12 protein-coding genes and 1 pseudogene are annotated in these 15,247 nt (G+C 69.6%); 6 read left to right on the top strand and 7 right to left on the bottom strand.

Annotated elements, in window-relative coordinates; all coding sequences use genetic code 11:
• Positions 1–63: 63 nt before the first annotated feature.
• A pseudogene (locus ACODNG_RS02270) lies at positions 64–1,058 on the top strand (DUF5787 family protein).
• A 21-nt stretch (positions 1,059–1,079) separates the two neighbouring features.
• Positions 1,080–1,289, top strand: a complete 210-nt coding sequence (locus tag ACODNG_RS02265; protein ID WP_434522268.1) for a hypothetical protein — start codon at positions 1,080–1,082, stop codon at positions 1,287–1,289.
• Between the two features lie 21 nt (positions 1,290–1,310).
• On the opposite strand, the gene ACODNG_RS02260 is transcribed toward ACODNG_RS02265, so the two are convergent.
• Positions 1,311–4,388: an FAD-binding and (Fe-S)-binding domain-containing protein gene (locus ACODNG_RS02260; RefSeq protein ID WP_434522267.1), complete on the bottom strand. Its 3,078-nt coding sequence runs from the start codon at positions 4,386–4,388 to the stop codon at positions 1,311–1,313.
• Positions 4,389–4,548: 160 nt separating this feature from the next.
• Between ACODNG_RS02260 and ACODNG_RS02255 the strand changes: the two genes are divergently transcribed.
• The 3 genes from ACODNG_RS02255 (at position 4,549) to ACODNG_RS02245 (ending at position 7,862) form a co-directional block, all read left to right on the top strand.
• A complete protein-coding gene (locus tag ACODNG_RS02255) occupies positions 4,549–5,145 on the top strand; it encodes an LUD domain-containing protein (protein ID WP_434522266.1) in 597 nt (198 codons plus the stop codon).
• Positions 5,142–7,442, top strand: a complete 2,301-nt coding sequence (locus ACODNG_RS02250) for an LUD domain-containing protein (RefSeq protein WP_434522265.1) — start codon at positions 5,142–5,144, stop codon at positions 7,440–7,442. The genes ACODNG_RS02255 and ACODNG_RS02250 overlap by 4 nt, the downstream gene beginning before the upstream one ends.
• Positions 7,443–7,547: 105 nt before the next feature.
• Positions 7,548–7,862, top strand: a complete 315-nt coding sequence (locus ACODNG_RS02245) for a PRC-barrel domain-containing protein (RefSeq protein ID WP_434522264.1) — start codon at positions 7,548–7,550, stop codon at positions 7,860–7,862.
• 36 nt (positions 7,863–7,898) lie between these two features.
• On the opposite strand, the gene ACODNG_RS02240 is transcribed toward ACODNG_RS02245, so the two are convergent.
• Complete coding sequence (locus ACODNG_RS02240) at positions 7,899–8,225, bottom strand: hypothetical protein (RefSeq protein ID WP_434522263.1); 327 nt, start codon at positions 8,223–8,225, stop codon at positions 7,899–7,901.
• Between the two features lie 214 nt (positions 8,226–8,439).
• Between ACODNG_RS02240 and ACODNG_RS02235 the strand changes: the two genes are divergently transcribed.
• Complete coding sequence (locus ACODNG_RS02235) at positions 8,440–8,907, top strand: hypothetical protein (protein ID WP_434522262.1); 468 nt, start codon at positions 8,440–8,442, stop codon at positions 8,905–8,907.
• Positions 8,908–9,021: 114 nt separating this feature from the next.
• Here the strand turns inward: ACODNG_RS02235 and ACODNG_RS02230 are convergent, their stop codons facing one another.
• The 5 genes from ACODNG_RS02230 to ACODNG_RS02210 form a co-directional block, all read right to left on the bottom strand.
• On the bottom strand, positions 9,022–9,438 hold the full coding sequence (locus tag ACODNG_RS02230; RefSeq protein ID WP_434522261.1) for a hypothetical protein: 417 nt from the start codon (positions 9,436–9,438) through the stop codon (positions 9,022–9,024).
• Positions 9,439–9,538: 100 nt separating this feature from the next.
• Positions 9,539–10,240 carry a hypothetical protein gene (locus ACODNG_RS02225; RefSeq protein ID WP_434522260.1) on the bottom strand — a complete coding sequence of 234 codons (702 nt, stop codon included), beginning with the start codon at positions 10,238–10,240 and terminating at the stop codon, positions 9,539–9,541.
• 63 nt (positions 10,241–10,303) lie between these two features.
• A complete protein-coding gene (locus ACODNG_RS02220; RefSeq protein WP_434522259.1) occupies positions 10,304–10,864 on the bottom strand; it encodes a thioredoxin family protein in 561 nt (186 codons plus the stop codon).
• A gap of 116 nt (positions 10,865–10,980) precedes the next feature.
• Complete coding sequence (locus ACODNG_RS02215; protein WP_434522258.1) at positions 10,981–11,925, bottom strand: DUF368 domain-containing protein; 945 nt, start codon at positions 11,923–11,925, stop codon at positions 10,981–10,983.
• An 82-nt stretch (positions 11,926–12,007) separates the two neighbouring features.
• The gene (locus ACODNG_RS02210; protein WP_434522257.1) at positions 12,008–15,136 is read right to left on the bottom strand and encodes an oligosaccharyl transferase, archaeosortase A system-associated; all 3,129 of its coding nucleotides are present in this window, start codon (positions 15,134–15,136) and stop codon (positions 12,008–12,010) included.
• Positions 15,137–15,247: the final 111 nt, after the last annotated feature.

Raw genomic sequence — 15,247 nt, 5'->3', positions numbered from 1 at the left:
GGTCGACGACCGTCCCGTTCCCGAGCGGTTTCCTTTTGTCGGCCGCCCACAACGGTTCGACCAGTGACGCCCGACGCCGAGTTCGGCTACGAGCTTCTCGTCTGCCGGTACGCCGAGCTTGCTTGGCACCCGAGCGAGGGGCACCGACCGGCTATCGTCGCCCGCCAGCTCGGAACGCAGGAGCGCCGCTGGGACACGGTCGTGATCGAAGTCGATCCGGAGGCGTTCGAACGGCGGCGCGCGTTCGGCGACCGGACCATCGACTCGGACCTCCTCCACGTCGTCCGGGGCGCGCCCGCCGAGTGGGCGTGGTACCGCGACGCGCTGCCCGACCCCGGCTACCCGTGGCGCTACGTCCGGCAGGCGGTCCACCGCGCAGCGGGCCGGGACCTGATCGAGAAGCGCCGCCGGAACAACCGGATCCAGCTTCGCCGGGTGCGACCGTACCCGAACTGGGTCGAGCGGATCGTCGCGGTCGAGAACAAGCCGGACCTCGACCGCTCGGCGGCCGATCGGCTCGCCGATCAGCTGGACCACGACATCGAGACCGGTCTCGCCGACGAGGCGTGGCTCGCGACCGAGACGACCGGCGAGCGCGTCGAGCCCGCGCTGCTCCGCGAGATGCCCGTCGAGGCCGGGATCCTCGCGACCGACTTCTCCGCGGGCGTCGACGCCGACGCGGCCGACGTGGCGTGGCATCCGAGCGACCTCTCGCCCGCAGACCACGAGCGCCGCGACGCCGAGACCGAGACGCTGCGGCTGGAGATCGCGGAGCGCGCTTACGGGAAGGGGTGGCGCTCGTACCACGACACGATGCGGCCCGACTGTCGCCACTTCGAACTCCGACGCGAGGGCCGCGCGCTCGTCCCGCACTGCGCGGCGAAGGGGAAACTCCCCACCGCGCGGGAGTGTTCCGGCTCCTGCTCGGAGTTTTCCCCGAACCCCCCCAGTGGCGAACGAACGGGTGGCCGATTGAGGGCGGTCCGGGGAAGGGGTTCAAACGGGTATTGGCCCGGCGGCGGGAGCGCGAACGAGTTCGGGCCGAAAACGTTGAGTGAGCGGCGGCGCCACCCCGTCGTATGCGGTTCCCGAACCCGTCGCTCTCCGAGTACGCGCTCAACACGGTCGTCGTGGTCCTCACGCTGGCGGTCCTCCAGTACACCGGGTGGCTCTCCGACGAACCCGCCGGACTCGAGCCCGCGCTCCTGGCCGTCGTCGCGGTGACGTTCCCGGTCTTCTCGTACCTGATCGCCCTCGTCGGGGCGAACGTGTGGTCGACGACGGAGTGACCGCGCGACCGCGCCGACGCGCTACGCCAGCGCGGCCGCCAGCTTCTCGACCGGGTGGGCCGGCTCCGGCACCTCGCCGGGACCCTCCTCCAACTGCGTCCGACAGGAGGTGCCGGGCGCGACGAGGGCGTCGCCGTCGCTGGCCGAGACCTGGTCGAACAGGGTCTCGCCGATCGCTTTGCTCATCGAGTAATGCTCGGCCTCGTAGCCGAACGAGCCGGCCATCCCGCAACAGGAGGAGTCGAGCGGGTCGACGCCGTAGCCGGCGCGCCGCAGCACGCCGACGGCGTGGTGGTCCTTCTTCGTCGCCTTCTGGTGGCAGTGGCCGTGGTAGGTGAGCGACTCGGTCGGCGCGTCGAGGGGGAGCGCCTCGTCGAGGCGGAAGGCGTCGACGTACTCCATGACTCCGTAGGCGTTCTCCGAGACGGCCGCCACGTTGGCGTCGGGCACGTCGCTGGCCCCGCCGTCGAGCAGGTCGTGGTAGTCCGACTGGAGCATGACGGCGTCGGAGGGTTCGACGACGACCACGTCCCAGCCGTCGCGGACGTCGGGCGCGAGCGTCTCCACGGCGTCTTTCGCCGTCGCGCGCGACACGTCGAGCATCCCCTTCGAGTGCGCGGGGCGCCCGCTGCCGTCCACGTCCGGAATCGCGACGTGGCAGTTCGCGGCCTCCAGTACGCGCACCGCCGCCTTTCCGGCCGCGGGGTTCGTGTAGGTGGTGTACACGTCGGGGAATACGAGCACGTCGCGGTCGGCCTCCTCGCGCGGGACGCGCGCACCGTCGCGCGCCTCGAACCAGTCGGTGAGCGTCTCCGAGCGGAAGGTCGGGAGGTCCCGCTCCCTCGCGATCCCCAGCGCCTTCTCCGCGAGGAGACCGCTGCCCGGAATCTTGTTCGGGAGGTTCGAGAGAGGCGCGAGCTTCGAAGCGAGCGGCGCGAGCGACTCGAAGTGGCCGAGCAGCCGCGTCCGAAGGTCGATCCCGTGTTCCTCGTGGTGGGCGTGCTCGACTTCCGCCTTCAGCTTCGCCATGTCGACGCCGCTCGGGCAGTCCACCTTACAGCCCTTACAGCCGACACAGAGGTCCATCACCTCGGTGACGAACTCGTCGTCGGTCGGGTCGTCCGGAAGCTCTCCGCTCATCGCCCCGCGGAGGGTGTTCGCCCGGCCGCGGGTCGCCTGGATCTCCTCCTCGGAGGCGCGGTAGGTCGGGCACATCACGCCGCCGGTGGTCTCCTGCGGGCCGCGACAGCCCCCGCAGCCGTGACAGAGCTCCACCATTCCCTGCATCCCGTTGTCGATCGCCCACTCCATCGCGGGGTCGAAGCCGGCGTCGTACTCGTAGTCGTCGTCGAACCGGAGGTTCTCGCGCATGTCGAACTCGCCGCAGACGTTCCCGGGGTTGAGAAGCCAGTCGGGGTCGAAGGCGGTCTTCAGCTCGCGGAAGGCGTCCCAGAGGTCGTCGCCGTACAGCTTCCGGTTCCACTGGGTCCTGGCGCGGCCGTCGCCGTGCTCGCCGGACACCGAGCCGCCGAGCCGGACCACCGCGTCGGTGACGCGGTCCGCGATGTCGACCATCGCGTCGACGTCGTCAACCTCTTTCGTGTTGATCAGCGGGCGGATGTGTAATACGCCCGGCCCGGCGTGCGCGTAGAAGGTGGCGAACGTGTCGTTGTCCGCCAGTATCTGCTGGAACTCGCGGGTGTACTCGGGGAGGTGTTCCGGCGGGATGGCGCAGTCCTCGATGAAGGAGATGTGCTTCTCGTCGGTAGTACGAGAGAGGAGGATCGGGAGGCCCGCCTTGCGCATCTTCCAGAACCGGTCGCGCTCGTCGGGGTCGTGGGCCTCCAGCGCGTCGACGGCGCGGCGCGGGTGGCTCGTCGTCTCGGCGGCGCCCGGGGTCGGGTCGGTCTCGGTGTCGACGCCGGGACCGGGTTCGTCTCCGCCGGCGCCCGCCCGGTCCGCGATCAGGTCCGCGACCTTCCGTTTCCCCTCGGCGTCGCTGTCGGCGTAGAACTCGACGAGCAGCACGGAGTCGGTCCCGTCGGGGAGCATGTCGACGACGTCCGCGAACTCCGGCGTGTCGGCCGCGAGGCCGAGGAGCACGTCGTCCATCACCTCGACGGCGGCGGGGTCGTGTTCGAGACACGCCGCGACATCCTCCATCGCGTCGAGGAGGTCGTCGTAGGTGAGCAGCGCCACCGCCTTCGTCTCGGGGATCTCGACGAGCGAGAGGGTCGCCTCGGTGACGGTCGCGAGCGTCCCCTCGCTGCCGGCCATGAGCCGGCCGAGATTGACGACGCCCGCCTCGCCGTGCTCGCCGCGGTACTCGGCGAGCAGGCGGTCGAGGTTGTAGCCGGAGACGTTCCGCTTCAGTTCCGGGAACCGCTCGTCGATCCGGTCCGCCTCCTCGTCGAGGATTCGCACGATCTCGGCGTGGATTCGAGGTAGCAGGTCGTCGCTGTCGGGGTCCGCGGACTCCCGCAGTTCCTCGACCGCGACCTCGCCGAACGTCGTCACGGTGCCGTCCGCGAGGACGACCTCCAGCTCCTCGACGTAGTGGTCGGTCTTCCCGTACTTCAGCGAGTGGGAGCCGGTGGAGTTGTTGCCGATCGCGCCGCCGACCGCGGACTTGTCGCGCCACGCCGGGTCGGGCGCGAACTTCAGGCCGTCCGACTCGACCGCGGCGTTGAGGTCGCCGACGTACGCGCCCGCCTGAACGCGCGCCGTCTTCGCGTCGGGAGCGGTCGACACCACCGCGTCCATCTCGCCGGTGAGATCGAGGACGACGGCCTCGTTGACGGTCTGCCCCGCGAGCGAGGTGCCGCCGCCGCGGGGGAGGACGGGGATCCCCTCGGCGAAGCAGTACTCGTGGACGGCCGCGACGTCCGCGGTCGACTCCGGGATCACGACGCCGATCGGGGTGACCTCGTACGCCGAGGCGTCGGTCGCGTACAGCCGCTTCGAGTAGTCGTCGAACCGCACGTCCCCGTCGACGCGGCGGTCGAGCGCGTCGACGAGCTCCGGCCGCTCCACCGCGCCGCCGGCGTAGTCGAAGTCCCCGCCGTCCGTCGGGTCCGGCTCCGGGGTGTTAGTCGCCATGCGAATCCCTCGCGGTCGAGCGATGAAAAAGCTCCTGCCGTGTGCCGACGTCGCGGGAATTCGCCCGTTCCAGCCGCGTCGAACGGGACCGTCTCGGCGCACACTTCTGCGCTCCGAGAACGGCCGCAACACCAATATGATGGCCGGCGAACGGACGATCATGACACTCGCAGACGCGTCGACGTTCACCGGTCGGCTCGACGAGATCGGGGTCGCGGTCTCCGCGGGATCGCCGGCGGAGTGCGCGGCCATGATCGACGCGGCCGCGGGCGAGCCGGCGGTCGGGGTACCGCTCGCGCGCTCGGGACCGGACGCGTTCGCGGACTCGCCCGCGACGCTGCCCGACCGGGTTGACACCGACCCTGCGACCGCCGACTTACGCGCGGCCCACACCGGCGTCACCGCGGCGTCGCTCGGCGTCGCCGAGTACGGGAGCGTCGCGCTCGAAGCGGACGCGGCCGGGACGGAGCCGGTGAGCCTCTTCGTCGACCGCCACGTGGTCGTCCTCCGCGAGCGTGACATCGTCCCGGACATGCCCGACGCCTTCGACTGGCTCGGCCCGCGGGCGCGCGACGAGTCGGTCGACGTGGTGTTTGCGACCGGTCCGAGCGCCACCGCGGACATGGGCGGCCTCGTCCACGGCGCGCACGGGCCGAAGGAGGTCCACGTCGTCCTGTTGCGCGACGGCGACGCGGCCGACGACGCGAGCGACGCGGCCGGGAGTAGCTCGGTCGACGGGACGGAGGGGGACCGATGAGCAGCGACGCCGACCCCGGCGGTACCGCCGAAAGCGCCGGGACCGCGGAGGCGAGCGACATCGACCGAGAGACGAAGGCCGAGCGGATCCGCGGGCTGCTGGCGACGGAGGGGGACGCGGTCGCGGCGAACACCCGCGGGTTCAACGAGGGGCGCTACGAGTCGACCGGTCGCCTCGAGGGCTACGAGGCGCTGAAAGCGGAGGCGCGCTCGATAAAGGAGGACGCCATCGAACGGCTCCCGGAGCTCATCGACGAGGTGAGAGAGACCGTGGAGGCGAACGGCGGCACGGTCTACCTCGCGGACGACGCCGCGGACGCGAACCGGTACATCCGGGAGGTCGCGGCCGAGCGCGACGCCGAGCGCGCGGTGAAATCGAAGTCGATGACCTCCGAGGAGATCGAGGTGAACGACGCGCTCGCCGAGGATGGCGTGGAGGTCGTCGAGACTGACCTCGGGGAGTGGGTGCTCCAGCTGGCCGACGAGGAGCCGTCGCACATCGTCGCCCCGGCGATCCACAAGTCCCGCGAGGGGATCGCGGAGCTGTTCGCCGAGCGGTTCGACCTCGACGACCCGCCTGAGACCGCCGAGGAGCTCACGATGTTCGCCCGCGAGCGGCTCGGCGACCTGATCGAGGACGCCGACCTCGGGATGACCGGCGCCAACTTCATTGCGGCCGACTCGGGCACCATGCTGCTCGTCACCAGCGAGGGGAACGCCCGGAAGACGGTGACGGCGACCGACACCCACGTCGCGGTCGCGGGCGTCGAGAAGCTCGTCCCGACCGTCGAGGAGTTCTCCCCGTTCGTCGAGCTGATCGGTCGGTCGGGGACCGGTCAGGACGTGACCTCCTACATCTCGACGCTCACGCCCCCCGTGGACTCGCCCGTTCCCAACTTCGAGGACGACGCGACGCCGCTGGCCGCCGATCCAGACGGCGCTGCGTCCGACCGCGAGTTCCACCTCGTCTTGATCGACAACGGCCGGCTGGCGATGCGCGACGACGAGACGCTGAAGGAGACGCTGTACTGTATCCGGTGTTCGGCCTGCTCGAACGCCTGCGGGAACTTCCAGAGCGTCGGCGGCCACGCGTTCGGCGGCGAGACCTACTCCGGCGGCATCGCCACGGGCTGGGAGGCCGGCATCGAGGGACTCGACACCGCCGCCGAGTTCAACGACCTCTGTACCGGCTGCTCGCGCTGCGTCCCGGCCTGTCCCGTCGGCATCGACATCCCGTGGATCAACACCGCGGTCCGTGACCGGATCAACCGCGGCGAGGCGGACCCGAGCCAGCTCGACTGGGCGTTCGAGGAGCTGGTCCCCGACGAGGAGCCGGGCGGCCTCGATCTGGCTACCCGGCTGGTCGGCAACTACGCGACGCTCGCGAAGCTGGGACACGAGACCGCGCCGGTCGCGAACCGGCTCGCGAACGCCGGTCCCCTGCGCGCGCTCGCCGAGCGCGTCGTCGGGATCGACCGCCGCCGCGATCTCCCCGAGTTCGCGCGCGAGTCGCTCGTCGACTGGTTCGAAGCCCGGGGCGGCCCCGCCGTCTCCGAGGCCGAGGCGATCCGCGAGGCCGTCGTCTACCCCGACACCGCGACGAACTACGTCGACGTCGAGCGCGGGAAGGCGACGGTGCGCGCGCTGGAGGCGCTCGGGGTCCGCGTTCGGGTGCCGGATCTCCCCGGCAGCGGACGTCCCCCGCTCTCGCAGGGGATGATCGCGACCGCCGAGGCGGCGGCCGAAGACGTGTACGCCGGGCTGGCGCCACACGTCGACGCCGGGCGCGACGTGGTCGTCATCGAGCCGAGCGACCTCGCGACGTTCCGCCGCGAGTACGAGCGGTTCCTCCCGAGCGAGTCGTACGAGCGGCTCGCGGACGCGAGCTACGACGCGATGGAGTACGTGTTCGGCCTGCTGGAGGCGGGCGGCGACCCGGCGGCGCTGCGCGCGCCGAGCGAGGGGACCGGGCCGGTGGCGTCCGGTAAGCGCATCGCGTACCACCCGCACTGTCAGGCCCGCACGGTCGAAGTGGGCGAGTACGCGACCGCGGTGTTCGAGCGCCTCGGCTACGACGTGCGCGTCTCCGAGACGGAGTGTTGCGGGATGGCCGGCTCGTTCGGCTACAAGACCGACTACTACGAGCTGAGCATGGACGTGGGCGAGCCGCTCCGCGAGCAGTTCGGCGACACCGACCGCACCGTCGTCGCCCCCGGCACGTCCTGTACCGAGCAGCTCGACGCCCTGCTGGACTCGTCCCCGCGACACCCGATCGAGGTGATCGCGCCGCGGGAGTGACGCGGGAAAACAGGAGATGGCGGCCGACGCGCGGGAGGGTGAGATGTCCGACGCGCGTCGTTCGACAACGAACGCTTATTAGGCGCGCTCGTGACCGTATCGAGTATGAACGCAGCCCCCGAAGAGATCACGTCGCTGGTCGGTCGCGAGGTGTACTCGAGCAACGGCGTCTTCGTCGGCGAAATCGAGGACATCCAGCTCGACCTGGACGCCCGGGCCGTGACCGGACTCGCGCTCGTCGAACTCAACCACGAGCTGTTCGCCGGACAGGTCGGCGGCTCGACCGGCGTCATCGTCCCGTACCGCTGGGTCCGCGCTGTCGGCGACATCGTCCTGGTCAACGACGTTATCGAGCGCTACGACACCGGCGAACAGGACGAGGAGTCGGCCGAAATCGAGGCCCGCTCGGAGGCTCGGTGAGCGGTTCGGACGACTCCGTCGCCGCTCGCCGCCGGCTCAGAAGGGAAGGGCGTCGCGGAGGCTGGCGATCACGCCGCGCTCCTCGCGGCGCGCTTCGTCGAACACCGGATAGAGCGCGTTGAGAAACGCCGTCTCGTTTTCGAACTCCTCCTGTGGCACGCGGTCGAGGGCGTCCGAGAGCGTGATAGAGCGCCCCTGCGCGTCGTAGGGGACCGCCTGATCGCCGAGCGCGTCGCGTAGCTCCGCGGCCGTCGCGGGAAACGACACCTCCGCCTCGTCGAGCCGAGCGTCGAGCGCCGCGATGCCGAACTCGATCGCCTCCGGCTCTTCCGTATCGCCGCCGCCGGGTGGCCGTGCTGCCATCGATGCGACCTACTCCCTCCGGCCGCTTGAAACTCCTGTTCTTCTCACTCGGCTCTGTTGAAATCCTCAGCGAGTGATATATTCTGCTCCGGTTGCGGTCAATACAGCGTCTCCACCAACCACTACGCACAGGATAACGAGCAGCAGCCGCGGCTCTTGTTGTGGCGTTGAGGCGAACGAACTATCCGGGTAGCACTTCTACACACGGGCATAAATGGTGAACAGAACCCGCCGGGAGATGCTTTCGCTGGTGGCCGCAGGGTCGCTCGCGCTCTCCGGGTGCGTCACGTCCGAGTCCCCGCCGCCCGGTGTCGCGGTCGAGGACATCGAGTTCGAGAATTACTCGCCAGAGTCTCGAACGTTCGAGTATCAGGTCAACCGCGGCGACGAGGTGGTCGTAGATTCGAGTGTCACCGTGGAGCCGGAACCGGTGGACGGCGACAACGAGGGGTATTGGGCGACCGAAGTCGTAGAACACGAATCCCTCCACGATCGGGCGGTCTACACGTTCCGGGTTCGACTCGCCGGTGACGACGAGTGGCGGCTCGAATTCACCTTTGACGGCGAGGACTACACGTGCCTGTCACTCCAAGCCAGCGTGAACACGCGCGGCGGCATGGCCGTGTCTAGCGGTGAAGTGCCGGCGTCGCGGTGCGAGGCGCTGACATCCAAGCCAGAATAGAATCACCAGAAACGCGTCCGCCAACCACCTCTCACTCTGGTAACTAAGCAGCTCTCATCGACCGGCTATTTCAGGCAAGAATATGTCTGAAGAATAGGATTTCAACAGAGCCTCTCACTCCGGAACGGACTCGGTCGGCGGGACCGCGTCGACGACGGCGAGTTCGACCCCGTCCCCGGAGCGATCGAACGCGGCGACGGAGTCGTCGTCGTACGGCGGGACGGCGACGAGCACCACGGCCGCGAGGTCGTCCGTCCGCGACACGCCGAGGAAGCCGTCCGGGTGCGAGAGGAACCGTGCGCCGCCCTCGCCGGCCGGCGTGCCCAGGTCGACGCCGAACACGGAGCTGACGGATCCGCCAACGGACGGCAGCGTGAAGTGGGTCACGACCGGCGTCTCCGGGTCGAGGCCGAGGTCGGTCTCGAACTCGCCGGCGGGCGTCGCCGAGAGCCGGACGTTCACCTCGTCGGGGTCCTCGCTCGCGGCGCGCTCGCGGAGCACGGTCAACAGGTCGCGGGTGACGTAGATCACTGTTCGCTCCGGGCTACGGGACGGGACGGCAAAAGGACACGCACGGGTCGGCCGGTGGGAGAAGGGGTATCCGTCGCCGAGACGGGCGTCTCGCCCGCGTTCAGAACGGCAGCGCGGACCGAAGGGTCTTCGCGTACAGCCTGGGGGCCTTCCCCCGCGAGTTCGAGAGGGCGTCCTCGACGGCGACGGCCGCGCGCTCGTGGACGCCCACGCCGTGGCCGACGAGGACGCGCTCGGGATCGAGACCGGAGAGCGCGGTCGTCGGCGGCGTGAGCCGAAGCACCGGGTGGACGCCGAGGCGCTCGCGGTCGCCGCGGAAGAACGACCCCGTGCCGAGCGACTCGGGGACGATCAGCGTCTCCCCGTCGAACAGGCCGACCTCCTGCCACGGCGGGAGCGAGGAGTCGCGGATCCGGATCGCCTCGAAGCCGGTGTCGGCGAGCCGCGAGCCGAACCGCTCGATGTCGACGTCCGGCCCGAGCTCCTCCGCGACGCCGGACATCCACTCGGGGACGTACACCGGGACGCCGTGGCGCTCGGCGAGTTCGCCGCTGTCGCGCACGTGGCGGTCGAGTCCGACCACGACGCCGGCGACGGTCCCCAGCTCGTCGAGCAGGTCGTCGACGCCGGGCGCGTCGACCGGGTCGACCACCCACACGTCGTCCGCGTCCGTCTCCTCGTTCGCGACCGCGAACGCGTGGCTCGCGCGCTCCATCGCCTCGTCGGGGTACGCGATCCAGCCGACGCCGCCGTCGTAGCGGTCTATCTCGTGAAGGTCCGGCTCCTCGTCTCTGGTGCTCATACGTCCTCTTCGGCCCGGATCCTTGTTAACCCGTCTCTGACGGAACGCCGATCCGGCACCGCCCTACTCGTCGGGCCACTTGATCGAGCAGCCGCGGGAGGGGCGGTCCGGAATCTCGACCTCCTCGCCCGCGAGCACGGCGTCGACCGCGTCGCGGACGTAGAACTCCGTCGGCTCGTCGTCGGGGTTGAGGGCGTCGTCGAGCCGGCCGTGATACCGCAACCGCCACGCGCCGTCTTCGCGGCCGAAGAGGAACGGGTCGGGCGTACACACCGCGTCGTAGGCGGCCGCGACCTCGCCGGTCTCGTCGCGGAGGTACGCGTCGTACGCGACCGTCCCGTCGGCGACGCGCTGACGCATGGTCTCGAAGGAGTCCTCGGGGTACTCGTCGGCGTCGTTGGGGTTGATCCCGACGACGGCGAGGTCGTCGTACTCGGCCGCCAGGTCGTTCAGCAGGTCGATCTTCGCCTTCGCGTACGGGCAGTGGTTACAGGTGAACACGACGAGCAGCGCGTCCGTCTCGAAGTCGTCGAGCGCGTACGTCTCTCCGTCCGCGCCGGGCAGTTCGAAGTCGGGAGCGGCGTCGCCGCGGTCGAGCGCCGAGTCGGATTCCATCTGAACCATACGCGAGCGTACGAGCGGGAACGGAAAAGGCGTTGCGCGGTGCGCTCAGTCGAGCGACGCGCTCCGACCCGCGGCGACTGATCTGCTCCGCGGCAACTGATCTATCCCGCAGCGAGTTAGTACTCGATCGCCGCTGAGTAGCGGTTCAACAGGAGGACGACGCCGGCGCCGACCAGCGCCGCCAGCGCGAACCGCGGCGCGGCCGATCGCCACGACTCGCCGCTCTCGACCAACGTGTCTCCCGTCTCGATGAGCGGCGCGCGGAGCGCGCCGACGACGAGGCTCACGAGGAACGCCAGCGTCGCCTCGCGAGCGCGGGAGAGCGCGTACCGGACCGCATGCGCGATGGTGACCAGTCCGACGACGCCGCCCGCGCAGAACGCGGCGACGACCGGCGCGGTCTCGACGATTCCGTCAGTCCCCCGACCCAGCGCGAGCGCGACGACGCCGTCGACGAACCGGCCCACCGTCCCCGCCATGTAGTCGTACTGGCCGAGGACGATCAGCAGTAGCGAGCCGGAGATCCCGGGGAGTATCATCGCGCTGACCGCCACCGCGCCGGCGACGGCGACGACGGGCAGGGAGCTTTCGACCGCGGCGGAGGCGTACCCGGACGCGAGGAACGCGGCCGCAAATCCGCCGAACGCGGCCGCCTTCCGTCGCGGCGTCGAGAGGTCGACGTCGGCGAAGAGCACGGCCGCGCTCGCGGCGATCAGCCCGAAGAAGAACCCGTACGTCGCGACCGGGCGGGTCGCGAGCAGGTAGTCGACGCCGCTCAACACCGCGACGACCGCGGTGCCGATCCCCGCGCCGAGCGCAAGGAGGAAGCCGGCGTCGAGCTCGCGGAACGCGGTCCGCGCGTCGGCGCGGCTCGCCGGGCGCACGCCCGCGAGTATCCGCCGGAGTCGCGCGGGGGTCGCGGCCGTGATCGCGGCCACGAGCCGCTCGTAGATCCCGACGATGAGCGCGATCGTCCCGCCGGAGACGCCCGGCACGGCGTCGGCGCTCCCCATCGCCACGCCTTTCAGATACAGTGTCGCCCACTCGCGAAACTCGACCATCTTCGTACGTCGAAAAGCGGAGCGGCGGTAATGAAGGGCCGGGATCGGGCGCCCGCGTCGGCCGCCGTCTCGGGGACCGTGGTCAGTTCGGTGCGGTCGCGGTCGTCGCGGCCGGCTCGACCCCGATCAGCGACCCCGCGTCGGTCGAGTTCGTCGAGTTCCCGCCGTCGCTCCCGCTGCCGTCGTCGACCGGACACTCCGCGTCACCGCTCGGGCAGTCGATGATCTGCTCTTCGAGCTCGACCGTCGCGGCCGAGTCGTCAGCGCCGACGACCTGGCCCTCGGTGACCTCGACCTGTCCGACGTGCTGGGTGGTGTAGAGGTCGTCGCCGGTCGTCTGCTCGGTGGTGACGTTGTACGGTCCGGTCGCGCGGACGCTCGTGTTCGTGTACCCGTTCTCGGGACCGAACTCGTCGTAGCCCGTCGTCGAGTACGGGAGCGTGAGCTCGAAGCTCCCGTCGTCGTCGGCGGTCGCGTACTGCGTGTACTCGAACGTCTGCCCGTTCGGCTTCTCCATCTCGACGGTCGCCTCGACCTCTTGGCCGGGTTCGGCGCCCGACCCCTCGACCGTCGCGCCCGGCACGCGTTCGAACGTCTTGACGAAGTCGTCGAAGCGCGCGGTCCGGAAGGACGCGTCGAACATCGACCCGAGGTCGACGCCGAAGCGTTGTGAGAGGATGGTCGCCTGCTGCGCGTACGACGACCGTCCGAAGGACTCCGTCGCGTGAACCAGCCGGTAGTGTTCGAGCGCGTCGAGCCGCTCCGAGGGAACGCCCATGACGCCGCCGACCTGTGCCGAGCCGTCCTCCTCGACGTACGACTGCGCGGCAGAGAGGTTGTCGAACCGCTGGATCGGCTCGCCCTCGCTCGGGAGGACCTTGATGTCGACGACCTCGCCCGCGTTGGTCTCCGCTTCCTGCGGCTCCCAGTCGAGCACGACCGGCTCAGGCTCCACCGCGCTCCCGTAGTGCTGGTACAGCCGGATCATCTGGCTCTCGTGGTAGCGCTGCGTCCGTATTTGGAGCGCGGCCTGGAGCCCGCCCTGCTGGCCGTCCTGCCCCTCGACCTGCTGGTAGAGCAGCTCGTTGAAGTCGTTGACCGTCTCGTTACCGCTGTAGAAGGTGACCGGGGCGTTGAACTTGGAGTTCGGCGACGCCATCTGCCAGTCGACCATCACGTAGCGGGTGTCGTTGCCCTCGGTGCTCTGGCTTGCGAGGATCTCCGCGGCTTCTTCCTCGTTCGGCGCGAGGAGGTAGTCGGCGGCATCGCCGGCGTTCTGCTGGAACGGGTTGGCGTTCGGGATGCGCTCGGCGCGCGTGGTGATCCAGTGGCCGTAATCCCACCACGACTGGACGCCGTAGGCGCCCTCCGGGTACTCGAAGTCGCCGTCGGCCGGGCGCTCGTAGGTGCCGTACAGCTCCATCGGGTTGTCCGCTCCCTCGAGTTCGCCCGGCTGCGGGGTCTCGTCGTTCATCCACTGGAGGCTCTCGTCCCATTGGACGACGCTTCCGGGGTCGCTGGAGTTGCCCGCCTGCCAGACTGGGGTGGCGACGCCGACGAGGGGAACGATGAGGACGGCGAGTACCGCGACCACCGTCAGCACCTGCCACCCCTCGATCTCGCGGAGCGCGTCGAGCGAGGTGAGATCGAGCGCGTCGAGCGCCACCTGGAGGAAGTACGCCGTCCCGACCGCGACGATGACGGCGAGATAGTAGTTGAAGCGGCTCTGCGTGAATGCCGCGCTCCCGATGAACGCCGCCCACACGACGAAGTACAGCTCCTCGGTGTCGTACTCGACGAGGAGCGTCGCGCCGACGAGGAAGGCCGCGGCGACGAGGAGACCGATCACCTGCCAGCTCACGCCGATGACGCCGCCGATGGCGCTGTACAGCTGCGGGACCGCGTAGACGGAGCCGACCACGGCGAGCGCGGCCGGGATGTAGAGGGTGTGGTTCGTGTCGTCCGACAGATACAGCGGGCGGGCCAGGATGTAGAGGACCGCTGCGAGTGCGAGGAAGAAGGCGAGGCCGTACTGCGAGAGGACGAAGTTCGAGAATGCGGCGTCTTGGAGCGGCGGTGTGGCTTCACCGATGGTGCGGAACTGCGCGGTGGCGCTGAACCCGACGGTGTTGAGGAGATTCCCGACGAGCGTCGACCACAGCGACGGGATCGCGAGCCAGACGAAGCCCGCGGACGCGAGGATGAGTCCACCGACAGCAGGCGGGTAGGTCGTCGCGTCGATGTCGCGGAACTCCCACTGGCGCGCGAGCCACGCGAGGAAGGCGGCGCCGACTGCGACGCCGAGCGGGAGGACGACCTGGAGCAGGGAGTAGCCGGTCGGGTCGAATCCGAACTGGTTCAGCGGGACGACCTGCATCAGACCCGTGACTGTCATCGCGACCGCGCCGGCGAACGCGACCGGTTCCGGACTCTTCCCGTGGTAGGCGTCGCTCGTGATCTTGATCGCGAGGAAGATCCCCGTGAACCCGACCATCAGGACGCCGGGCTGCCACGTCCAGAGGTAGAGTCCGAGCGCGACACCGGCCGCGACCGCGTACGTGACGGGGCGTTTCAGGGCCTCCCAGTCCTGATCCACGACGAGCTCCCACACCGGCTTCTCTCGCTCCGCGACGCCGAAGGCGACGAGGAACGCGAGGACGGCGGTGCTCTGGAAGAGGACCTCGGCCGCGCTGTGGTCGGCGAAGCCGACGAGCGAGTACCGGAAGAAGGTACCCGAAAACAGCGCGAGGGTCGCCGCGCCGGCGAGCGCGGGAACGCGCTCGGTGAACCGACGCGCGATGAAGTACGTCGGGATCGCAACGAGGGCGCCCATGATCGGGGCCATCACGAGCATGACTTCCTCGGTGCTCCCCATGATCGGGCGAGCGATCCAGACGCTGACCGCCATGATGTGGTCCCAGAGGGTACCGTATTGCCCGACTTGGGCTCCGTACGGGAACCCTGTCCACGGATCGAACGGAAGCGTGTTCGGCCAGTTCTCCATGAGGTAGGTCGTTTCTCTGAGGTGGTACCACGCGTCGTTGCCGCGGAAGTACACTTCGCCGTCGCGGACGAAGTTGCTGTACGACCGGATCCGCGTCCACAGCATGACGGCGAACACGCCGACGAGCACTGGGACGTGGAACCAGCGTTCGAGAAGGTCGAGCGGGGACGAACCCGAACCCTCGGACGAGTCTTGTTGCTGGCTCATTACAAAATGCCACTGTGAAAACGCGCTTAAGGCTTGTTATATACGCGGGCGATTCCGAGCCGTCGGCCGCGGGTCCGTCACTATCCGCGTGGGTTTTTATCCTCCAGGCGT

The sequence above is a fragment of the Halorubrum sp. AS12 genome (assembly GCF_051122765.1).
GTDB classification, from domain to species: Archaea; Halobacteriota; Halobacteria; order Halobacteriales; family Haloferacaceae; genus Halorubrum; species Halorubrum trapanicum.
This window is presented reverse-complemented; position numbering and strand designations above follow the sequence as displayed.